Origin of the sequence: Bacillus sp. SIMBA_008 (assembly GCF_046535495.1) — a bacterium.
GTDB classification, from domain to species: Bacteria; Bacillota; Bacilli; order Bacillales; family Bacillaceae; genus Bacillus; species Bacillus subtilis.
This window is the reverse complement of record NZ_JAWRWL010000001.1, coordinates 509,956-530,609: the sequence shown is the minus strand read 5'-3', so window position 1 is coordinate 530,609 and position 20,654 is coordinate 509,956. Positions and strand designations below refer to the sequence as shown.

At 39.5% G+C, this 20,654-nt stretch carries 26 protein-coding genes; 6 read left to right on the top strand and 20 right to left on the bottom strand.

Annotated features, from left to right (window positions below):
• Positions 1-94: 94 nt before the first annotated feature.
• Both SB658_RS02815 and SB658_RS02810 read right to left on the bottom strand, forming a co-directional pair.
• Entirely contained in the window at positions 95-442 is a 348-nt protein-coding gene (locus SB658_RS02815; protein WP_015714305.1) for a DUF3992 domain-containing protein, read from the bottom strand.
• Positions 443-518: 76 nt separating this feature from the next.
• Positions 519-1,184 carry a CotZ-related putative spore coat protein gene (locus SB658_RS02810; RefSeq protein WP_015714306.1) on the bottom strand — a complete coding sequence of 222 codons (666 nt, stop codon included), beginning with the start codon at positions 1,182-1,184 and terminating at the stop codon, positions 519-521.
• A 307-nt stretch (positions 1,185-1,491) separates the two neighbouring features.
• Between SB658_RS02810 and rapE the strand changes: the two genes are divergently transcribed.
• The 6 genes from rapE (at position 1,492) to SB658_RS02780 (ending at position 5,834) form a co-directional block, all read left to right on the top strand.
• Positions 1,492-2,619, top strand: coding sequence for a response regulator aspartate phosphatase RapE (gene rapE / locus SB658_RS02805; protein WP_015714307.1), 1,128 nt, complete (start codon positions 1,492-1,494; stop codon positions 2,617-2,619).
• Positions 2,609-2,743: a phosphatase RapE inhibitor PhrE gene (phrE, locus tag SB658_RS02800; protein WP_014114495.1), complete on the top strand. Its 135-nt coding sequence runs from the start codon at positions 2,609-2,611 to the stop codon at positions 2,741-2,743. The genes rapE and phrE overlap by 11 nt, the downstream gene beginning before the upstream one ends.
• 109 nt (positions 2,744-2,852) lie before the next feature.
• A complete protein-coding gene (locus SB658_RS28360) occupies positions 2,853-3,266 on the top strand; it encodes a CDI toxin immunity protein (protein ID WP_015714308.1) in 414 nt (137 codons plus the stop codon).
• A gap of 115 nt (positions 3,267-3,381) precedes the next feature.
• Positions 3,382-4,977, top strand: a complete 1,596-nt coding sequence (yqcG, locus tag SB658_RS02790; RefSeq protein ID WP_015714309.1) for an LXG family T7SS effector endonuclease toxin YqcG — start codon at positions 3,382-3,384, stop codon at positions 4,975-4,977.
• Positions 4,978-4,991: 14 nt separating this feature from the next.
• Positions 4,992-5,570 carry a type VII secretion system immunity protein YqcF gene (gene yqcF / locus SB658_RS02785; protein ID WP_015714310.1) on the top strand — a complete coding sequence of 193 codons (579 nt, stop codon included), beginning with the start codon at positions 4,992-4,994 and terminating at the stop codon, positions 5,568-5,570.
• 117 nt (positions 5,571-5,687) lie between these two features.
• Entirely contained in the window at positions 5,688-5,834 is a 147-nt protein-coding gene (locus SB658_RS02780) for a hypothetical protein (protein ID WP_009967791.1), read from the top strand.
• On the opposite strand, the gene SB658_RS02775 is transcribed toward SB658_RS02780, so the two are convergent.
• From SB658_RS02775 to SB658_RS02690, 18 genes are all read right to left on the bottom strand, one after another.
• A complete protein-coding gene (locus tag SB658_RS02775) occupies positions 5,831-6,193 on the bottom strand; it encodes a hypothetical protein (RefSeq protein WP_003229947.1) in 363 nt (120 codons plus the stop codon). The genes SB658_RS02780 and SB658_RS02775 overlap by 4 nt on opposite strands.
• A 15-nt stretch (positions 6,194-6,208) precedes the next feature.
• Positions 6,209-6,688: a hypothetical protein gene (locus SB658_RS02770; protein ID WP_004399085.1), complete on the bottom strand. Its 480-nt coding sequence runs from the start codon at positions 6,686-6,688 to the stop codon at positions 6,209-6,211.
• 164 nt (positions 6,689-6,852) lie between these two features.
• Positions 6,853-7,671 (bottom strand): N-acetylmuramoyl-L-alanine amidase CwlA, encoded by an 819-nt coding sequence (cwlA, locus tag SB658_RS02765; RefSeq protein ID WP_003229946.1) that lies wholly within the window; start codon positions 7,669-7,671, stop codon positions 6,853-6,855.
• A 44-nt stretch (positions 7,672-7,715) separates the two neighbouring features.
• Positions 7,716-8,138, bottom strand: coding sequence for a phage holin family protein (locus tag SB658_RS02760; RefSeq protein WP_003246208.1), 423 nt, complete (start codon positions 8,136-8,138; stop codon positions 7,716-7,718).
• A 44-nt stretch (positions 8,139-8,182) separates the two neighbouring features.
• Complete coding sequence (gene xepA / locus SB658_RS02755) at positions 8,183-9,076, bottom strand: phage-like element PBSX protein XepA (RefSeq protein ID WP_003246010.1); 894 nt, start codon at positions 9,074-9,076, stop codon at positions 8,183-8,185.
• Positions 9,077-9,163: 87 nt separating this feature from the next.
• The gene (locus SB658_RS02750) at positions 9,164-9,328 is read right to left on the bottom strand and encodes an XkdX family protein (protein ID WP_003229944.1); all 165 of its coding nucleotides are present in this window, start codon (positions 9,326-9,328) and stop codon (positions 9,164-9,166) included.
• Complete coding sequence (locus SB658_RS02745) at positions 9,325-9,660, bottom strand: XkdW family protein (RefSeq protein WP_009967793.1); 336 nt, start codon at positions 9,658-9,660, stop codon at positions 9,325-9,327. Before SB658_RS02745 ends, SB658_RS02750 begins: the two co-directional genes overlap by 4 nt.
• 9 nt (positions 9,661-9,669) lie before the next feature.
• On the bottom strand, positions 9,670-10,770 hold the full coding sequence (locus tag SB658_RS02740; RefSeq protein WP_003229943.1) for a pyocin knob domain-containing protein: 1,101 nt from the start codon (positions 10,768-10,770) through the stop codon (positions 9,670-9,672).
• 2 nt (positions 10,771-10,772) lie between these two features.
• Positions 10,773-11,045 (bottom strand): hypothetical protein, encoded by a 273-nt coding sequence (locus tag SB658_RS02735; protein ID WP_003229942.1) that lies wholly within the window; start codon positions 11,043-11,045, stop codon positions 10,773-10,775.
• Positions 11,042-11,620: a YmfQ family protein gene (locus SB658_RS02730; RefSeq protein WP_003229941.1), complete on the bottom strand. Its 579-nt coding sequence runs from the start codon at positions 11,618-11,620 to the stop codon at positions 11,042-11,044. Before SB658_RS02730 ends, SB658_RS02735 begins: the two co-directional genes overlap by 4 nt.
• Entirely contained in the window at positions 11,604-12,650 is a 1,047-nt protein-coding gene (locus SB658_RS02725) for a baseplate J/gp47 family protein (RefSeq protein WP_003229940.1), read from the bottom strand. Before SB658_RS02725 ends, SB658_RS02730 begins: the two co-directional genes overlap by 17 nt.
• Positions 12,643-13,068, bottom strand: a complete 426-nt coding sequence (locus SB658_RS02720) for a DUF2634 domain-containing protein (RefSeq protein ID WP_004398572.1) — start codon at positions 13,066-13,068, stop codon at positions 12,643-12,645. Before SB658_RS02720 ends, SB658_RS02725 begins: the two co-directional genes overlap by 8 nt.
• Before the next feature lie 12 nt (positions 13,069-13,080).
• Positions 13,081-13,344, bottom strand: a complete 264-nt coding sequence (locus SB658_RS02715) for a DUF2577 family protein (RefSeq protein WP_003229938.1) — start codon at positions 13,342-13,344, stop codon at positions 13,081-13,083.
• The gene (locus tag SB658_RS02710) at positions 13,341-14,321 is read right to left on the bottom strand and encodes an XkdQ/YqbQ family protein (protein WP_004398524.1); all 981 of its coding nucleotides are present in this window, start codon (positions 14,319-14,321) and stop codon (positions 13,341-13,343) included. Before SB658_RS02710 ends, SB658_RS02715 begins: the two co-directional genes overlap by 4 nt.
• 12 nt (positions 14,322-14,333) lie before the next feature.
• Positions 14,334-14,993, bottom strand: a complete 660-nt coding sequence (locus tag SB658_RS02705) for a LysM peptidoglycan-binding domain-containing protein (protein ID WP_004398548.1) — start codon at positions 14,991-14,993, stop codon at positions 14,334-14,336.
• The gene (locus SB658_RS02700; protein WP_144500614.1) at positions 14,986-19,743 is read right to left on the bottom strand and encodes a phage tail tape measure protein; all 4,758 of its coding nucleotides are present in this window, start codon (positions 19,741-19,743) and stop codon (positions 14,986-14,988) included. The genes SB658_RS02705 and SB658_RS02700 overlap by 8 nt, the downstream gene beginning before the upstream one ends.
• Positions 19,744-19,745: 2 nt before the next feature.
• A complete protein-coding gene (locus SB658_RS02695; protein WP_003229934.1) occupies positions 19,746-19,883 on the bottom strand; it encodes a hypothetical protein in 138 nt (45 codons plus the stop codon).
• 41 nt (positions 19,884-19,924) lie between these two features.
• A complete protein-coding gene (locus SB658_RS02690; RefSeq protein WP_003229933.1) occupies positions 19,925-20,374 on the bottom strand; it encodes a phage tail assembly chaperone in 450 nt (149 codons plus the stop codon).
• Between the last annotated feature and the right edge of the window lie 280 nt (positions 20,375-20,654).

The window sequence follows — 20,654 nt, the reverse complement described above, 5'->3', positions numbered from 1 at the left end:
GGTCCTCTACTACTACCTCCACATGCGTTAAGTTGAGCGCACATTTCTGTCACTACTTTCAGCAAAAGTTTGTGGAATCAAAGATACAAACTGATTAATATTGATAATTTAATGAAAAAGAAACGGTCACATTTGCTGTTCCAGTTCCCCCTGCCCCAACAATACCTATTGAGTTGATATCATTCAAAGTGATTGATCTACTTTCTCCTGGTGCTACTGTAAATCCCGCAACTGCTGTTCCATTAACTGTAAGAGAAGCTGTGGGGCCTACTCCTACAATCCCATTGTTTTCTACCATTATTGTTCCATTTATAACAAAAGAAGTTGCGTCTTCCCAAACTGGTGTAGCTACAGCTCCAGTATCCCCCAAATCAATCGTGAAACATACAGCATCGTTTACAAAACCCGTTTGCTCGTTACTACAACCGCCCAAAATAGCCATAATTATCCTCCTCATTCATATTATCTTTATAAAAATATGTTATTAAAAACAATTTCGATTGGATAATCAACCAAACTTAAAAATATTTAATAGATTTAATAATGTGATTCAGCTGAACATCTATTTGTCCTTTCGATTTTCTTTTTGATGATTCGATCTTAAGACACTCAAGATCTTTAACCGTAATAGAGCAACTTTCTCCTTTATTCACACCTAATGAATATATATTTTCTTTAGTCTGAAGAATAATTTTAATCGAAGAATTCTTGGTATCTTTATGATGAAGAGTGACTGTAGCAGTATTAGCAAAGTTAGATTCGTTGTTCCATAGAACTCCTGTTTTATTTTCATTTGTTAAAAAACAAATTTCAAATTTATCTTTTATACTTGGTTTTAAAATCAGATAATCATATACAGGAATTTTAACTTCACCAATACCACAAAAAAATGAAATATCAATCAAAATACGTGAATCTGAACGATACAAAACCTTATTGGCACATAATGTTTTCATACAACAAGGAACGAGTAATTCTAGCACAACACATTTTCGCAGTTCATTAACCGAAATAACTTTAAAATAACACGTCTGAAATAGTTCTCCATTCGATATGCCAGATGCAATAAAATGTTCTCCTTCTTGATTAATTAAAAAAACTGGTGTTACAGCAAAACATTCATCAACTTTTATTTGTTTTTCACTTTGAATTCGTTTAAGTTTTTCAATGATGCAGCATGTCAAGTTAAACCAACTCAATTCATTGCTTTAAAGTTAAAGTGGCTTTTTATAACTTATAATATGTGACGTGAGATTAATTGTGCATTTGGTGAGGTACACCTTCATTGACTTGTATTTGATGCTATGTAATTGGTGATCTTCTAGACAAATTGACTAACTAAAACAAGAAGATGAGAGGCCAACAAGTGTAATAAAAAAGTTATTGCGGTCTCACCGAAAATTTAAATTGCGGTGCCCTATTGCCTTTTTCTGCGAACAAAAACTTGTTAATATTTACATTACTAGTAGAGTTAAGGGAAGGGTGAATATCTTGATATCAATCACATCAGCTGAAGTGGGAATGAAGATTAATGAATGGCATAGGCATATTCAAAAATTCAACGTTACTGATGCTGAAATGTTAAAAGCTGAAATCGAACGTGATATAGAGGTTATGGAAGAAGATCAAGATTTGCTTATTTATTATCAATTAATGGCCTTCCGCCATAAAATCATGTTGGAATACACGATGCCATCCGATGAAAACCGAATGGAACTTTCAGAATATTTAAAGAAAATCGAAGGGCATAAGAAGAAGCTAGACAATATGCGGGCATATTATTATAACTTCTTCCGCGGGATGTATGAGTTTAGAAACGGTGAATACACAAAGGCCATTACATATTACAAAAAAGCTGAACGCAAAATTCCTACAATCTCCGACAAGATTGAAAAAGCTGAGTTTTATTTTAAACTGTCTGAAGTCTATTATCATATGAAAATGACACACATTTCGATGCATTACGCTGAGCTTTCATATAACATCTATAAAAAACACGAGCTTTATTCTGTTCGGCGTATACAGTGCCATTTTGTCATTGCCGGTAACTATGATGACCTTGAAAATCATGAGAAAGCTCTCCCCCACCTTCAAGAAGCTTTAAAAGGTGCTGAGCTGCTTAAAAGTAAAAATACTCATATCTATGCCACTGCGTTTTTCAATCTCGGCAATTGTTATCACAAAATGGACAACTTAAATAAGGCTGCTCGTTACATCGAACAAGCCTTGGTTCAATACAGAAAAATTAACTCTGACGTACTTCCGCAAGCTTATCATGACCTAGCATTGATTTATTTTAAACAAGGCAAAAAAGAACAAGCAATGGATTGCTTCCGCAAAGGAATTAGAAGTGCTGTAGATTTTAAAGACGAACTTTTTATGAACTTATTTGAAGCATTAGACGTTCTTTATATAAGAAATGGCGATACACCTAAACTCCTCAACATTTTTTCTCGTTTAGAGAACGGCAAAGGATACCCTTATCTGGAAGAGCTGGCATTGTTAGGAGGCAACCTTTTCGATTATAATGGAAAAATAGAGGATAGTATCATCTGTTTCAAGAAGATGGTATATGCTCAAAAGCAAATATCGAAAGGGGAATGCATGTATGAAATCTAAATTGTTTATCAGTTTATCCGCCGTTTTAATTGGACTTGCCTTTTTCGGATCTATGTCTAATGGCGAAATGAAGGAAGCATCCCGGAATGTAACTCTAGCACCTACTCATGAATTCCTTGTTTGATTCGATAAACAACATTAGTTCTGATTCCCTTTAGCCGTTTCATAACGGCTTTTTCTTATTTCTGATACTGAAAAAATCCATCATACATAAAGCTTTTGAGGTGAACATTTTGGACTTATTTGATGAATGCTTAGAAGCTCTAGGGAAAAACAAAGAAATCTTATCAGAAGAATTAACGGCAAATTATTATGAACTGCTTTCAAACAGTTTTCCCTTTACATCTTGGGGACAAATCAAGTGGAAAGAAGTTTGTTGTCATCAATCTATAGTTTACGAGGACGAGATTTACGATTGGCTAGCTAAACACCATTTTAAAGATAGGAACATTATTATTCTTTGGGGTTACGGAGAACAGCCAGCATTAAAAACCAGTCTTGAGCATGCATTAAACGTAATTGATGATGTAACTGCCGTTGGATCAGATACTTTTATGTTTAGTGAATTTGGCTACGTTATCGAATTTTTTCATGATGGCGATGTTACAATTGGAAAGTCCCCTTTCATTGAAAGGATTAACAAATAGGTAAAATGACACAGATCGAATGATTCATTTCCACCATTTGATCCACATAACAGTTAGTTTCATCATTCTTCCATGGTAATATTTTGTTATGACGATTAAATGAAAGGATATGATCATGAAAGTATTTGAAGCCAAAACCTTGCTCACCGAGGCTGAAAAGCGAGCAAAGGAATACAAAGATTTAAAAAGTAAAATGGTCAAATTAAAGAAAGCGTTCAAAGCTGTTGCAGATTTAGATGATAGCGAGTTTTCAGGCAAAGGTGCTAATAACATCAAATCATTTTATGAAGATCAAGCTGGCATTGCTGACCAATGGATTGATTTAATTGAGATGAAAATTTCTTTCTTAACGAGTATTCCTGGTTTCTTAGAAGACGCCAACTTATCAGATGCCTACATAGAAGAAACCTTTTTAGCGCATGAGCTTGCTAACGCCTCCACCAAATCAAAATCCATCATGTCTGAACAGAAAAAAGCCATGCAAGATATATTAAATGATATCAACGATATACTGCCTTTGGATCTGTTCTCGACAGAAACTTTTAAAAATGAACTTTCGTCTGCCGAAAAGAAACGAAAAGAAGCCATTGAGAAAATGGATGAAGTTGACGAAAACTTAACATCAGAATACGGACTATCAGAAGCAAATGAACAAATGATTCAAGCTGATTATCAAGCTTTAATGAATGCGACAGCAAAAGGCAAAAGCGCCTCTCCTATTCACTATAATGCGATGGCTTATAGAGACAGTGAGATTCACAAGATGACTGAGGATGTAAAGAAACAATCAACAGACTACATCTCTTTTAAGGACCAACAGGCGGAACAAAGAAGAATAGCAAAAGAACAAGAAGAACTGGCGAACAGACCATGGTATGAAAAGTCTTGGGATGCTGTTTGTAATTTTACAGGAGAGGTCTCTGGATATTATGATTATAAAAGAGCCGCTGATGGGGTTGATCCTGTTACCGGCGAAAAGCTAACTGCTGGACAACGGGTCGCTGCCGGTGCAATGGCTGCGGCAGGATACATCCCTATCGTAGGATGGGCAGGTAAATTAGCTAAAGGCGGAAAAGCTGTTTATTCAACAAGTAAGGCATTGTATAGAGCAGACAAAGCTCTCGATGTATACAAAACACCTAAGACATTCCATGCTCTTCAAAACTCCAGCAAAGGACTTTATGGACTTGCTTCTGCAAATGGTTTTAGCGAGGCCATAACAGGACGCGATATGTTCGGGAATAAAGTCTCTAAAGAGAGGCAAGAACAGAGCCTTAGTGGAGCAATGGCAATGTTGGTTCCTTTCGGAGCTCGTGGAATTAACAAAAAGCTTAATGCAAAATCGAGTTCCCGAGTTAGCGAAACATCTACTAACACCAGCAAAAAACCTAAAGTTCCTAAAACGTACAAAAGACCAACTTATTTCCGTAAAGGCGTTAGAGATAAGGTTTGGGAAAATGCTAAGGATTCAACCGGATCTGTTAAAGACCCGTTAACAAAACAGGTAATGAAAAAAGATGAACCATGGGATATGGGTCATAAACCAGGTTATGAATTTAGAAAACATCAACAAAGTGCAATGGAAAGAAATATTAGTCGAAAGCAATTTTTAGATGAACATAATAATCCAGACCATTATCAACCTGAATTACCTTCCTCCAATAGGAGTCATAAAGGGGAAGATATGACGGATGATTACTTTGGAGATTAAGGAGAGATTGTCTAATGGGCGTTACACAAGAAAATAAAGTAATTGCTAGAACAGTTTTAGGAGCTTTTGGAGGTAAACCGAAGGTTACGAAATATTGGGATGATAACAAGAGTAGCAGCATTGATATTTTATCGGTCAGTGACCAGCCTCAGGAAGGTATCACGTCATATTCAACTCTAGGTTTGTCGGATCATTCTATTAATTATGAGGTGAATGGCACTCCGTTGCGGATAGAAATCGTAGCTGCAATGGAGTCAGCTTCAGACATATATGCTAATGTTTTATCAACTTGTGCCTTTAATATAATCAACTCAAATTTCACTTGTGCACCAGGTGTTATTTTTAAAAATGTGATTAGTATGTATGATCAGGAAACCGATATGAAACATATTATGTTCGTTCCCCCATTTTTATGGGAGGAAGATTTAGAACTACTTGAATTTAGTAACAAAAATGTTACTTGGCTAATGGCTTTACCTATATCCGAAGGAGAATTGCAAGTAGCTGAAAAACACGGCTCAGATTATTTACAAGATCTTCTGGAATCAAAACAGATTGATATTTTTGATATAAAGAGAGAATCTGTTGTTTAATGACTTTAATAAAGAAGAGTCACTTTATAAGCCCCTCTCAATGAGAAGGGCTTATTTTATTTAATTTGAAATCAGCTGCAAATAATAGAAGAAAATGACTGAGGTAAGGAGAATTCTATGATTAATGAAGAAAAACACACAAACCCTCAAGCTAATAACAATATATTTGGAAGGATAGATACCTGGTATTCTGTTCATAGGAGTTCGAACTTGAGGGAAAATAAAGAAAGACCAGCTTATTATGTGGCTGGTCCTTATCTTTAATTAAAGAAATGGTTATGTAAAGCTTTAGAAAATCCAAAACCTTCTTCTGGTCCCTTTAACCAGAGAGAAATAAACTTTTCGAAATCCACTTCTTTTTCAATATCTTTCAAAATTCTTTTAAATTCTTCAGTAAAGTTATGAAGAGAGACCTCTTCGCCATTTTTAATCTTATCAGTGTACTGGCTCGTTAACTCTCTTAATTCTTGATACTGTTTTTCACTTAAATCATAGGCCAAAACTTGATCAAATAAGCCAAACCGATCATAATCAGCTGCTAATTGTTGGACTAACCTTAGTTGAAAAGCCTGCTTCTCGACTTTTTTTTCTAGGTTGTCAAGCCTTTCTTCTACTGTTACCAATTCAAATCACCTCAATTAAAAAGCTAAGAAAGTAAATACACTTGCAATAGTTCTAGCTGTAGAAGATTTTACACCAGCATCAATTAGATATGAGGAAACCGTGTCAATAATTGCGTCCTCCACAACGTCACCTCGTTTAACTAACTCGTCCAAAGCATCTGCTACATCATCAGTATGTTTTGCGAATGTTTTTCCTGCTGATCCACCTAACTCATCGACTACCTCACCAACAATTCTCCCACCATGTCGAAGCGCACTGGCTGTTGCCTTCATTGCTTCTTTAGCAATCCATTTTTTAATACCATTTGTGTGAAATTCACCAGATTGTTCAGTTGTATTAGTTGGTAATTCGGATAGTTTAACGGGAGTTTGATAAGTGACTTCCTGCTGTGCCTGTAATGTTACCTCTTGAGCTTTGGCATGTCCATCCAACGGAAGAACTAATGATAAAGAGAATGTTAATGCAGATGTTGCTAAAAGTAATTTCTTAAACATGAAATCAATCCCTTTCTTTTAAATTATTTACATGTAAATGATAACATTATGTTCAGACTAGAAAAATAATACTTTTTACTCAAATATTAGAATAATTTTGAACTATCTGTAACAAAATAAACATAAGTATCTCCTTGAGAAAGATACTCAAGGAGACTATTTATTTACTTCAAGAGAGCTTCAAGTTTCGCTTTCGTTTTTGGTCCGTAAATACCGTCTTGAGTAAGCCCGTACATAGACTGGAATCGTCTAATTGCATCTGCTGTTTTCGGACCATACACGCCGTCAATGCCGTTGTTTTTTGCTCCTTTATCCGGGTAAAAGTATAGTGCAGCCAGTGCTTTTTGAATTTGTGTTACCTTTTCCCCTCTCATCATTGGGCTCTTCACTTTAAAAATACCGGATGGTAGCGCATATGACGTTTTTTTGCTGCTTGTGTTTGTTGTTTTCTTTTTAGCTACACTTGCTTTGCTTGAGTTTGTTTTTCCGCCCAACTTTTTCAATTCTGCTTCAATTGCAGTCTTAACTTGAATCCATCTTCCCTCTGACAAAATGCGGTGCGGGCAATACTTACCATTCCAGTCTTGATGTTTGCGGACTCGATCAATACCCCATCCACGTTCTTTAAGTAGCTGAGCCACAAACTTAATAGCAAGCTTTTCCGCTGCCTTATATCGTACCCCTCCTGACTTGCTATAACAAATTTCGACACCAATAGACTTGCGATTCCCTGTACCGTTTGTTCCATCTCCTGTGTGCCAAGCGTTACGATTCGTTGGAATACCTTGAATGACTTGTTTATCGTCTACTGCAAAGTGAAAACTTGTTGAGCTAGAGTTATTCTTCATGTAAGAAATCTCATTGGCTGCTGAAGCATCATTCGCAGTGTTATGAATAGTGATATATTCAGCTTTCATTGGATTAGGACATTTCAATCCATACTTTGATTTAGAGACTAGATTCTTTACAACTTTAATGGCCATATACCCTCTCTCCTTCTGTCAGTAAGATAAAAAAAGCCACTGGCTTAGCCAGCAGCTTTGTCTGCGTTATTCTTACTCTGTTCTTTTTCGTTCTCAATTGTTTGTAATCGATCTGTTATTGATGATGGTATTTTAACACCAATCTGTGCTAAGTTTTCAGTTATTGACAAACCTTCATTAGCGATATAAAAAAGAACGGTACCAAAGGTTAAGACACCGTTCAAATTGAGTACTGTATCAATCACGTTTGCTAAAATGACCGCAAAGAAATTGAGTAGCTTGCGGACATAGCCAAACCATGCGCTTCGACTTCGCAGTTTTTTGAATTTCCATGCCTTGATTACTCCTGTTAAAACGTCAATTATGCTAAGTACTAGAAGTAAATCAAGGTACTTCACCCCTCCAAATAAATATACTCTTGCTAAATCTAATGTTTCAAAATTGATAAACAAACTTGTCTCCTCCATTCTAATCACCTCCTCCGAGGCAAATAAAAAAGGACAGCCGGATCTTATGAGACGGCCGTCCCTCTAACTGAAAAGTTTCCATTTGTTAAAGCTGTAAGCTCCATAACAATTTCTTTAAAGCCAGTAATGCTAAAAGACCAAGCTTCTGATTTTCCTTTTGTGCTAGTGGCAAACGTTCCGTCATCCACTTTCTGCCCTCTAAGGGCTCTTTTTGTTCCCGATAAGGATTTACCCCAGAACTTCAATTCACTTGTCTCAGCCGTCCCATAAACCTCAATGAGCAACGTTTTGAATGATCCAACGGTGAATGGGTTACCCTCACCTATGGTTTCTGTTTTATCGTGAAAGACAATATCCATTGTTTTTGATTGAGTGTCTAATGAGCTAAGATTCAAGCCTTCAGTTTGAACTTTTAAACGACCATCATTAGTTAACCCGCTTTTATCTAACTGGACTGAGAACGGAGCAACTGCTGTAATAGGAACAGTATGGTTAATGTTTATATCCTCTTCACCTGCGCCCAATGACTGGTAAAGTAAGAATTCAGATTGCTGCAGGTTACCATTTGCGTATCTGAAACGGAAATATCGTTTAGTTAAATGAATCCACTCAGTCTCGCCAAGCGTATTTGCTTTAACAACCAATGAAGAGATTGTGGTCCATGAATTCATATCGTTACTTTCTTCAATGAATAAGGTACCTTCACGATCAGAATAAGCGTGACCTTTTACTTTTGAAATTAAAACCTGACCTAATCGATCTTGTCCATATTGCGTGTAGACTTCAGTGGCTTTTAAAACTGCGTTCGTCAGCAGCTCTGAATTACCGGAGATTGAAGCTACCGGCACAACAAAATCTCTGTTTCCTTCTCTGTATGGCTTGGCTGCCCCCGGCTTACCAGTTGCATCTGTTGAAAATTGAAAACTATATGATGCCATTATAAATCCTCCTTGCTATTGTAGATCATTAGTGGTGAGCATGGGTTTACAACGGAACCACCTCCTTTAAGGAAAAATAAAAAAGCCCTAAATGGCTTCTCCTGTGATCTCTTTATACTGTTCAGCTGTAATGAGTTTTTTCTCTATTCCTTCCTGTAAATCTTCGGGCGAACAATCTTTGAGATGAATTGCCTGTTTCACCATTTCAGAAGAAGCCCAGTTATAATGCAAAGCCAGCACCCAATAATTCATGAACCTTGCCCTCCTTGTAGAGTAAGCAGTTGCAACTTTATTTTTGAAAGCTCGCTTCCCAAAGTTTGGTTTAATTCTTCAAGCTGTTTACGAGCCAGTTTTTCCTGTGACAACTCTCTTGCAAGTAGATCCACTTGAACTGGTGGTTCATATGCAGATGTACTCTGAAGCTCTTCCCACCAAGTTTTTAACTCTGCTTCCGTGGGTATAGGTGCCCTAATATTCCACTCTGCTATATATGAGGGAGTTCCATCACCATTATTCTGGACAATAAAATCCTTTGTGGGATCAGCTGTTGGGTATTTAAAAAGAATAGCTTCACCTATATTCATCGTTACCTCCTAAAATCTTGGATAGTTTCGGCCTCCAAGTTCTTGTATATCAAAAAAGTTAAATACACCATTTTTATCATCTACTGCCCTTTTCAGTGTTTCGTCTCCTCCGTAATTACAGTAGCACCAGATTTCAACGTAATCTCCTTTATTCATGGGTACAGTCGCATTGCCGTTTAAACCAAGATTCATCCCATTATCCTTTTCCTGAAAGTCTCCTCTTACATGGTGCAGTGTTTTATATGCTTTTCCATTTAGGTAAACCTTCAAATGAAAGTTTATATAAGATGTATAATTTAAGGTATATATACTTGCCCCGATTAAGTACATTCCATCGTTCGGAGCAATAAATCGATTGTTTTTAGTATCAAAAGCATTATGGCTATCCTTGATGACCCTGTTAAATGCAATTTTAGTGTGATCAATCTTTTTTAAATACTGAACACCTGTAGTTCCAATATTCGCATGAGCAAAACCTGATATCTTTTGCCACGGAGTCCAGCCTGAACCACTCCACCAGTGTCTAATCCAAACTCCTGTACTGTCATAGTAAGTCCCAGACTCATTCCCTGTTCCGTAAAAGTATTGAGTGAAACGGTAATTATTATATTTTTCATTTTTGACAATGCCATAACCCAAGGGGTAGCCTGTAGTATTTCCCTGCCCAATGTCCATTAAGGTCAGTCCTAAAGGATATTCTTCCCCTCCTGTTCTTGCATCTTGAATAGCATTGTCTCCAGTAATTAACGTCAGATTGTTATTTTTATAGTTGGTATCCACGTAATATTTTGCATCCGATAAAGCCTTATCCGCTTTTTCCTGAGCTCCGACAATTGTTTCTTTTGCATTCCAATTCTCCCGTTCCACTGGTGTAATGTGCCGTTGTAAATCATTACGATGCTCTTCAAATTCTTTTTTCGAAGCTTGCTGTACATTATCAACGTTCCCTAGCCCGATTTGCGCCTTTGTTGTATTGTGAGGGTTGTTCATGTCATTTTTATGTACAGCTAAATCTTTATGCGCATCTTGAATGCCTTTCTCCCAACGGTTCACATCATCTTCATTAATCGGATCGTCCGGGAGCCAATCTGTTTTTGCATCATAAGCCATTGTTAAACCACCTCAAAAGTAATCCTAAAATCTAGCGTTCTATTATTACTAACGTCTAAATCTGTTGTTCTTTCCGTAATCACGTTGTTTTGATCATCAAGTATCTGAACACTCTTAATATGTTTGATGTCTTCCTCTCGTTGAGTAAGCACCGTGACAACGGCACCCTGAATGGTGAGTTCCACAATTTCTGTTTCATTTCCATTCAGCAGCACTTTCGATATTCTATTTTTCAAATCTGCAGCTGTACGCTCTCTATAAAGCTGTGTAATCATACAAGGACCACCTCGTTATTATTGAGCGTGACGGAATAACCTACCTTTAGCTCACTTGCTTTTCGATACCTTCTGTTATTCAAAATGACAGTATCTTTTATTTGGAGTGGCTCATTCAAAGCAGCTCGCAAGGTATATGCCAAATGAGCTGGCTTCATATTCTCCAATGTTTCTATGAGCTCGCTCATATGCTGCATATCATCTATATCAATATCAACCTTAAAACGGTACTCTCCGGGAAGCAGCCGAACCTGAGCTGACGGATTTTTCAGGAACCGGTTCAACGCGTGTTCAATGGCCCTATATGTTGCCGGCGGTATATTGGACATTTTAGAGATTAGGCGCAATCGGCGGATCTCATCGGTGTCACCTGATTCCCGCGGTACGTTCAAAATCTTTTCCCATCGTTCAAGCCCCCAGGTTGCCGTAGTAACAAACAGCTGATCTGTCAGATCAAAGATGCTGTTATTTTGCTTCTCAAATTCCGGAGCTTCCGCTTTAAGAAGTTCAGCCATTTCCTTTAACTTGGTAAGGAACGGCGGCAGGTAAGCAGTCATTTCATCGAGTTTGCTCAATGATGTTCACCTGCCCCAATTTAGGGATTTCGACGGCACTCAGAACCAAATTTTCGGCCACGCCGTTGATTTTAATATCTGCGTAATCACTTACTGAAGGTGAATTGTAGACGATATTATTAATCTGCGATAAACGGATGACGTTATCTTCAAAGGCAATCTTTTTAAAAAGATTTAAAACACCTGATTCAATTTCTTGCTTTACCTGATCGATAGAGCTATTGACCTCGGGAAGTACCTCGGCTGAAATCTCAACCTCTTTCCATACCGCACTCTCCACTGTGACAAAGGCACCTATTGGCGCTTGTCCCTCACCTTGTCCGGGTTCAGGATCAATATAGTTTTTCACCTTTGATATTAAAATATCGGAAGCAGGTTCCAAGTTAGCATTGGTCACGACAATTTTGACTGTACCGTCCCCGTTCCAAAGCGGAAAGACCTTTACCTTCCCCACTCCGTCTACTTCTTCAGCCCATTGTTTATAGTGTGCTTTATTGGCACTGACAGCTTCTCGACGCACGCGGGTAAAATATCTAGCTCTTAAACTGTCATCATCCTCTTCTTCACGTCCAGGAATCAGAATCTCTTTCACAATCGCTTTTTGAAGCCCAGGTATAGTGTCTAATGACAATAGATTCTGACCGGATATGTTTGCGTTCCCTGCTTCCCCCGCTGTTTCACACTCCAACGTCCCGTCAGCTGTGTATTGAAAATAAAGATTATCAACATAAAAGCGAGACCCTACAGGAATGGTCACGCCTTCAGTAAACTCCCCTGCCCTGACTGCTTTTGTGGCAGCAGTCCGCTCAATGCCTGCTTCAGTAGCTCGTCGATCTAAAAATTCCCCTTGGGCCGTGTCTGAGAAGACAAGTTCCAGAACAGTATCGAGCCAAATATAAGACTTGGCCAATTCTGCGGCTACAGGAGCTAACGCGTTATAAATCACGCTGCCTTCCCTTTTATCAATGTCCGCTGAAATGCTGTTCAACATTCGATCCATAATCGATTCATAGGTTTGATCTTCAAACATCCTCGCCAAGCACCTCCTCGATCTCCAATGTTCCTTCGTCAGTCTCGACTGTAAAGGAGACACGGAACGATTCGCCTTGTTTTTCTATTTCAAAATCTGTAACAGCAGAAATCCGATCGTCATAGATCAGTGCTTCCTCTATCAGCCGAGGGATCTCCATTTTCTTATATGCGTCTGTTGTTTCGTTATCTGCCAGCACGTCTTGAAGTTCATTTCCAATGTCATGACTGTAAACAGAATATGCGTATCGCTCAGTATGGAGAGACAAATATACAAACTGCTTGATCGCTTCAAGGCCTGTGATGATTTCATTTGTGATACGGCCATTTTCAAAATCTATTTTGTAGGTTTGCGAGGTCTCTATGACTTCGCTGTCATCTTCTATATCCTCAAACTCGATTTCCGGAGACAAAGCCATTCCAAACACCTCCTATATTTTGTCGAGAATAAAAAATGATTGCCCGCCTTTTAAGGAGACAATCATCACACGCTCACCTGTATTTAATGCTTCTTCACCGGCCCGCAGCCGCTTTGGAACAATAATCAAATCAGCAGGTATTATTAATTTGTCATTTTCATTAAGCCTTATTTCAACAGGGGAAACGGAAACCACTTCAGCCGGTAGAATATCCACTGGCGACTCAGAATCAACTGCACGGACAGCCAAATGTTTGATTGCTTCACTTAATCTCATGAGGAAACACCATCAGGGATAGAATTTTTCTCAACCACATCAATGGTCATCGTGTGTGTCGATCCTTTAAATTCGTGTTTGTCTGTATCGATCCAGTATGTTTTCTTAACCCCGACTTCCGGAATTGAGATATAGATGGGCAACCCGCTCTGAAGATCCGGAATGCCAATCGCTTGAATACTCTTGAGTTCTTTTTTAACACCTTTTTTCTGTGCCTGTTTGACTTTCGCACGCTCCTGAAGCTGCGCCTGGTTAATGTTATCAGAAACCGTTTCGACATACTGAAGCACACCATATTTACTGATCCCTGAGCTGTCACTTGCAGTGGCTGTGTATGTTTTATTGTCTTTCTGCCGGCGGAGCTTTACTTTTGTGGCCGTGTCATTAATTGAAGTGCTGTATTGATAGCCGGTGATGTTCACACCCGTCTCCAACACCCATACTTCTGACAGATCTGGCCAAGCGCGAAGGCCAAGCTTCCCCTTCGCAGAATATAATTGATAATTCCTTCCGGTTTGGCTTTTCGTTTGTTTCAAGGCTTTTAGAATCATGTCATAAAGGCTCGTATCATCTTTAAACACTAATGATTTAATGGTGTAACCTGTATTTGCAATGGATGTAGTCGGAATCTGAAAATCTCGCGCCAACCGTTTTATAATCTCGTCTGCACGTTGATTTGAGAAAACATAAACATCTTTGTTCTTGACCAAATATTGCAGCATATCATAAGCCGTAAAAGTCATCCAGTGTTCTTCCGGATTGCGAGAAAACACAATGCCCCGGAACAGTTCTTTGCCCTTCCACTTAAATAAAACTGTATCCCCTTCAGATACGCTGTAATATGAATGGGTTCCCTGTTTCGTAATGATCTTGGCCGTAATCGATCGCGGCGCCTGATACCGTTGCCCTTCGAGGGAAACACTTTCAGTTACCAGCTCAAGCCATTCCGTTTCTTTAATGACGAAAAGTTCTATCATGTCATCACCTGCTTACTGCGGTATTTTTAATTTTTGCCCAGGAAAGATCCAGTGTCCTGGCTGTCTTATATTCCGTTTGCTTCGTTTGATCATAGCCTTTTTATTGACTTTCCATATCTTGCGCCATTTTGTACTGTCTCCATAAAATTTGCCGGCAAGGTCCCACAGTGTATCGCCTTTCTTAACGGTGTATGTTTTAGGAGCTGATTTAGATGGCCGTTTCTTCTTCGTCTTTTTCTTCTGCTTGATCTTCCGCGGCGAAGCAGTTTTGTATTCCTTCAGCTTTATTTCATAATCACGATCACCTATATCTTTTTGGCCCTCTGTATAAGAAAAAACCTCGATACTGCAAGTTAAATTAATTTTCGTTCCAGTAATTAAGAATTGAACCGGCTTTTTAGATTTCACCCATTTCTCGATCTTTGCAATAGCATTTTCAGGAGAAGGAAATCCCTTATACTCAGCAAGCGGGCTGTGTTTCTTTGGAAAAAAAGAAGAGAACGAAATTTCTTTCGCTCCCGGTTTATCAATAAAAGTGATCTCCCCAAAACTAGCCACTTTTACTGATTCATTTTGAATTGTGTTGGATATATCAATTTGTTCAGGAAGGACCGGAAGCCGCAGCTTGTCCTTCCCTTGTGAAATCCAGAATTCATATATGGATTTAGTCAAAAGCAACGACTCCCTTCGTTCCAATGTTGATATCCTGTTCAAGCTCATCGACAAGGGCCTGCTTAATCTTAGCTACAAGACTGTTCATGTCTTGGTCATTGTGAAAATGCTGATCGCCATTAAACTGAATAATGACCTCTTTGCCACCTGCAGCTTTAAACGTTGTTTGATTACGACCCGTTGTGGCAGCTGTTACCTGACCTGAAGATAATTCAGTTTGACCTTTTTCAGATGGGTCTGTGACTTCCATTCCGAGTGCCTTAGCTGCTTGGGCTAATAAATAACGTCCACGGATGCCTCGCTCCTCCGGAATGATCCATTCCCTTTTGTTTCCTTCACCGACACGGGCAATCTGCTCTTTGGTAATAAGTCCGCCGTTAGCGTAGCCAACATATGGACCTCCATGTCTCATGCTTCTAATGCCTGGTACATTATTAATTGATCCATATCTGCTTTTGATATAGCCAATCGCAGCAGCAGCGTTGTGAATCGGGTTAAGAATGTTATTCATGCCCGGCAATTTGTGTGCGTTGAAGGTACTTGGGATTGTCTGCATGAGCCCCTGAGATGGATGTCCTGCTTTCGCATTACTATCCCATAAGTTGATTGCCTTCGGATTACCGCCTGACTCATGCTGAGCAATTGTCATCAGCCCTGGAAGCCAGCTCATCGGTGTCTTTGTAGCCATGATAGCAGCCATGAGCCATTGCTTCACATTTCCGCTTACTGCGCCCATTCCAGAATAAGCGGCAGCTAGTGAGCCTGCTTGTTTTTCAGCAAACTTTTTTACATCAACAGAATCCAGACCTTTTACAATACCTATAGAGGCAAAACGCCCAAGACTCATCATGACACGGGAAGGTGAATGAATATCCAGCTCTTCACGAAATGCCTTCTCAACTTTTTTCGCCAGTTCCTTGGCAGCCTCATTGACTTCACTTGCCTTAGAAGTCATGCCTGAAACAAAATTACCGATCATACCTCTTCCCCATCCGTTTGATGATTCTTTAGAGCGGATAAACGGCTTGTTAATATGAGTGCTGACGTATTGATCAGTACCAGTTTGTGAGCTATTTTGTCCGGAAGCAAAACCTTTGATCGTTCCGCTTCCCCATGATGAAGATTTATTAACAGTGTTCTGAAATGGCATTTTAACCTTCGTCTGCAAGAAGCCATCTGTACCGGTCGAAGTGCTGTTTTGACCTTTAGCATAACCATTGACCACTTGCTTTCCGTAATTCGGAGAATAAGAGATTAAATTGTTCATTGGTTGTCCAACGTTTTTCTGTTTCCATGCTTCCATAGAAACAACATTATCTCTAATTCCTTGATCAAAGCTCTTCGTGAACTGTTGACCAAATGATGTTGCTTGTTCATCAAGACTGGATGTGTCAATAATAGGAGATACAGAAGCAGTCACCGCCGCACTACGGACTAGCGGGGAAGTTGCCGGTTCACCTCCTGCAGATGAAGCAGACGCTATATCATCAACCACACTCATCCCTAATTTCGAAGCAGCTTGAGAAAGGAGCATTTTGCCGCGACCTTTATTATTCTCAACAGGGATAACGAATTCTTTACCAGCTTCACCAATCCAAGATATTGTTGGCTTCGTAATGTAACCACCAGTAGCATGTTTCTTTGGCTTTTCTTTTCCCGAACCAAATAAATAATTTACGCCACTCTTCACATATCCCCACGCTTTACCAGCAGTTTTTTTCGCACTTGAAGCTACTTTACCACCAACTTCTTTTACCCCGCCTAAAATACTGCTTCCCAATTCCTTTACACTCTGCCACTTTTCAGACCACCACTTCTTACTAAAAAGGGTTTCTGAGATGGAACTCTTAACACTTTTCCATATTGATTTAGCATTGTCCCATTTATTTTTGGACCAGCTTTTTACACTTTCCCATTTTCCTGACCACCACTTCTCGCTAAATAGAGTGGATTTCAGCTTTCCTTTAACTGATTGCCAAACAGAAGACGCGCTGTCCCACTTACTTTGAGCCCAACTTTTTACGCCTTCCCATTTACCTGACCACCACTTCTCACTAAACAAAGTGGATTTTATTTTTCCCTTTACGGACTCCCAAACAGATGATGCACTATTCCATTTGTTTTGTGCCCAGCTTTTAACGCCAGACCACTTTTCAGACCACCATTCACTATTAAATAAAGTGGACTTCACCTTTTCTTTTACATTAGACCATGTATCACTTAACCCATTGATGGAAGTCTTCGCATTACTCTTAATGCCTGACCATTTTTCAGACCACCATTTTTGATCAAATAATGTACTGTTTAGTTTCTTCTTTACTTCTGAACCATCAAACGCTTTACCTAAACTTGAGCCGCCCATGGTGCCTGCTATACCACCAACTAATCCACCAATAGCTGTTCCCACTCCTGGAATAACACTGCCAATAGCTGCTCCTGTAGCCGCTCCAGCAAGGCCACCGCCAGCTGATCCAATTTTTTCACCAACATTATCTTTATTCATCCCAATTAAATCGGTTGCCGCTAACGCTGTTCCTAATAGAGGGACTCCCTTTGCAAACTTGCCAACACTTTTCAGAGGACTTAAGACTTTCCCGAACTTCGATGTACCGCCTGCAGCTCTACCAGCTGAGTATAGCTCCGATCTCGTAGTGATTATTGCTGATCTTGAATCTCTAGTTGGATTAGTACCTACAGTTCTACCGGAACGCCTTCTCTCCAACCGTTCAGATGACACAGCAATTGAACTATCAGAAGGGTTCATTCGGTTTGGATTACCGCGTCGACCTAAAACTCTTTTCCCTCGTCTTCTACGAATGCGATCATTTTTACCTCCATCGCTACAACAGCAATATGTCAAGCTGCCGCTTCGAGGTAAACTCGTTGGACCTGTGGCAGTTTTGGATTCTCTGCCCCTTGTGCTAGCATTACGATTACTGTTTCTATTCCTCCTTTCACTTTGCGTATTAGTACCAGCTTTAGGAGTACGTTTTGGAATTAATTTTCGGATTACGCCTGCTGCATCACTTCCGACAGTACCTATGCCTTTTAACAGCGGACGAAGTATTTTCAAATAACCAATCAATCCAATTAAAGAGGGGATCACAACTTTAATCGCTGTTTTCAAATCATCCCAATGGTTGACGCTCCACTCAATGGCTACGTTTAACTTATCACCTATCTCCTCACCTAGATCAGCAATATCTTTTTTGATCTCTTTAAGTTTTTCCTGACCTTCTTTACTGTTAATGAACGAGCTGATTTTATCAAAGGCCGGTCCTAATCCAGTTAGCAGAGAGGTTCCCATATCCTTAGATATGCTTTCAAAATCTCTCATGGCATCATTAACCGGTGTCATCGGGTTATTATCCCGAAGTTTCGTAAAGCTTCGTTCCAATTCACCGCTTGTTTTGGCACTTGTACCAATACCCTCAGCCATATCTAAAATAGGCTGCTTAAGGTCTTCATATTGTGTCCCGATAAGCTCAGTCGCAATAGCAGCCCGCTTTGTTTTGTCTTTCACTTTAGAAAGGGCTTTTGCCACCCTAAATAAACTTTCCTCTCCGCTTATTGAACCATCTTTGAAGCCCTTGAACATTTTCTTAGTTTCCTTGGCTCCGAACAGTGTTTTAAATGCGTCCACTTGACTATCAGACATTTCGGTTCGGCGGATGTTAAACTCACGCATACTATCGGCTAGGTTATCGAAGTTTCTGGCTCCACCCTTTGTTCCTTTTATCATCGCGTTTGCAATTTGGCCGCCTGTGAGCTTCAAGTCTTTAAAGGTGGAACTGTATTCATTCATCGTGTCTAATAAATCATCAGCCTGGTCACCGGCATTCCGGTATACATAAGCAATTAAGTCTCCGCTTTGTTTCCCAGACAATTTCAAGTTGTTATACATTGAACTGAAAGCACGATCTACCTCTGCCTGATCAGCATTCATAAGCTGGGCAATCTTACTTGATGACTCAGTCAATTCAGCCAGAGCTTTTTTAGACGCCCCTGTCTGTTGCGATAAGTTTCTTAGAGATAAACTGACTTCTTCCCGAGAACTGCCCGCTTTATTGTTGAAATAGATCTGATCCGTCATTTTTGCAACATCTTTCTTATTAACGTTTGAAGTTGCTGACACATAAGCATCCTGAGACATTGTGCTTTTACCAGAACCCATAATTGAACCTGCAGAAAAACCACCTGCAACTGCCAGAGTAATGGTAGCACCCTTCAAGCTGTCTATTTTCGCTTCAATAGCATCCAGAGCCGCTGAAGCTCTATCCTTAATAGAAACAGTTGGCTCTGCATGTTCGCTATCTACATCAGTCACATGACGACGGATCTCATCTAATTGGTTAGAAGCATGATCACGTACTGAAACAGTTGGCTCAGCGTGCGAGCTATTCAAATCAGTGAGACCTCCACGGATCAAACGAAAACGTGGTGTAGCTTGATCATTTACGGAAACCGTCACCTCATGACTGCCTTCGGTAAGATCCTCTGCTTGCTGGCGTATAGAATGTAAGCCATTCGAAACTCGATCATCTAAACCCATTTCAAGCAATCGAGCCCGAGCCGTCAAACGGTTGGCTGATCGATCAATTTGCCGCATAACTCTTTCAGTCCGGTCTTCAGCCTCAAAAATAAGAGGGCCATTAGCAGCCCTCTTAAGTCTTTCAGCATTGCCTTGTATCATTCGAAGCTTGCGGGAAATCTTATCATGTAATTCAAACGTGGCTGTTAGTTTAGCCATAGTTAATTACCTCCCTTCTTCGCTTCTTTTTCTAACAGCTCAAGCTTAAAACCGATTAATCCATATAAGAGCGCCTTGAATGCTTTCGGAGCCTCATATAGTTCTCTTAATTCTGACGGGGCGTATTTGAGCTCATGCATAGCATAGTAAAGGTATACAGCCTCTTTGTCCCCGTCTTTTACTAGTTTTTTGCTGCTTCTTCAAGGTCTTCGAGATCATCATCAAAACCGTTGATTTCAATTGCTTTGTTCAGCCAATTTGCATATTCACCGCCGACTGAAAGAACACGTTTGGCGACTTCCACTGGATCTTCTGTTTTGTAAGCCTCACGTAGTTCCTTAGCTTTAAAGTTCGGATAAACAGTCGTTTCAACCGCAATACGAGCATAAAAGCGTTGGCTGTCCAACTCCTTCACACGGCCGCGGCCTTTTACATTTTTGTAAGTGGTGTTCTCTTTCTCAAGTTCGTCAATTCGTTCAGTCGTAATTGCTTTGAAAATGAATGGAACAACATTGCCTTCTTTGTCTACAAACCGTTTAGAAATCGGAACTTCTACCTCTTCCGCTTCAATTGTTTGTCCTGGCATAAAGAATGAAAGATCGTATACTTTTTCGTTTTGTTTTTCACTCATGTTTATTAACTCCTTCAAAATTCGATTTAAAGTTTTTCGCAATAAAAAAAGCACATTCTCCTGTGCAAACAAATTGAAATGATCAATTTATTTAGGGGATGTGCTTACCATAATATTCATGTATAATAGATTCTTGAAACTACCTTTTCCTATCTATAAAGGAGGGTGGTAGATAATGAATTCATGTAAACACCTCCTGAGAGGAGGTGAAAAACAATGACCACTGTCCAGTTTCTGCAAGTTTTGGCACCGATAGCGTTAAAGGTTGTTGCAGACAGAT

Excerpts from the sequence above, each read along its gene's own strand:
- SB658_RS02815 (WP_015714305.1), bottom strand. The coding sequence starts at position 442 with ATGGCTATTTTGGGCGGTTGTAGTAACGAGCAAACGGGTTTTGTAAAC.
- phrE (WP_014114495.1), top strand. The coding sequence starts at position 2,609 with ATGAAATCTAAATTGTTTATCAGTTTATCCGCCGTTTTAATTGGACTT.
- yqcG (WP_015714309.1), top strand. The coding sequence starts at position 3,382 with ATGAAAGTATTTGAAGCCAAAACCTTGCTCACCGAGGCTGAAAAGCGA.
- yqcF (WP_015714310.1), top strand. The coding sequence starts at position 4,992 with ATGGGCGTTACACAAGAAAATAAAGTAATTGCTAGAACAGTTTTAGGA.
- SB658_RS02780 (WP_009967791.1), top strand. The coding sequence starts at position 5,688 with ATGATTAATGAAGAAAAACACACAAACCCTCAAGCTAATAACAATATA.
- SB658_RS02770 (WP_004399085.1), bottom strand. The coding sequence starts at position 6,688 with ATGTTTAAGAAATTACTTTTAGCAACATCTGCATTAACATTCTCTTTA.
- cwlA (WP_003229946.1), bottom strand. The coding sequence starts at position 7,671 with ATGGCCATTAAAGTTGTAAAGAATCTAGTCTCTAAATCAAAGTATGGA.
- SB658_RS02760 (WP_003246208.1), bottom strand. The coding sequence starts at position 8,138 with ATGGAGGAGACAAGTTTGTTTATCAATTTTGAAACATTAGATTTAGCA.
- xepA (WP_003246010.1), bottom strand. The coding sequence starts at position 9,076 with ATGGCATCATATAGTTTTCAATTTTCAACAGATGCAACTGGTAAGCCG.
- SB658_RS02750 (WP_003229944.1), bottom strand. The coding sequence starts at position 9,328 with ATGAATTATTGGGTGCTGGCTTTGCATTATAACTGGGCTTCTTCTGAA.
- SB658_RS02745 (WP_009967793.1), bottom strand. The coding sequence starts at position 9,660 with ATGAATATAGGTGAAGCTATTCTTTTTAAATACCCAACAGCTGATCCC.
- SB658_RS02740 (WP_003229943.1), bottom strand. The coding sequence starts at position 10,770 with ATGGCTTATGATGCAAAAACAGATTGGCTCCCGGACGATCCGATTAAT.
- SB658_RS02735 (WP_003229942.1), bottom strand. The coding sequence starts at position 11,045 with ATGATTACACAGCTTTATAGAGAGCGTACAGCTGCAGATTTGAAAAAT.
- SB658_RS02725 (WP_003229940.1), bottom strand. The coding sequence starts at position 12,650 with ATGTTTGAAGATCAAACCTATGAATCGATTATGGATCGAATGTTGAAC.
- SB658_RS02720 (WP_004398572.1), bottom strand. The coding sequence starts at position 13,068 with ATGGCTTTGTCTCCGGAAATCGAGTTTGAGGATATAGAAGATGACAGC.
- SB658_RS02715 (WP_003229938.1), bottom strand. The coding sequence starts at position 13,344 with ATGAGATTAAGTGAAGCAATCAAACATTTGGCTGTCCGTGCAGTTGAT.
- SB658_RS02710 (WP_004398524.1), bottom strand. The coding sequence starts at position 14,321 with ATGATAGAACTTTTCGTCATTAAAGAAACGGAATGGCTTGAGCTGGTA.
- SB658_RS02700 (WP_144500614.1), bottom strand. The coding sequence starts at position 19,743 with ATGGCTAAACTAACAGCCACGTTTGAATTACATGATAAGATTTCCCGC.
- SB658_RS02695 (WP_003229934.1), bottom strand. The coding sequence starts at position 19,883 with ATGCATGAGCTCAAATACGCCCCGTCAGAATTAAGAGAACTATATGAG.
- SB658_RS02690 (WP_003229933.1), bottom strand. The coding sequence starts at position 20,374 with ATGAGTGAAAAACAAAACGAAAAAGTATACGATCTTTCATTCTTTATG.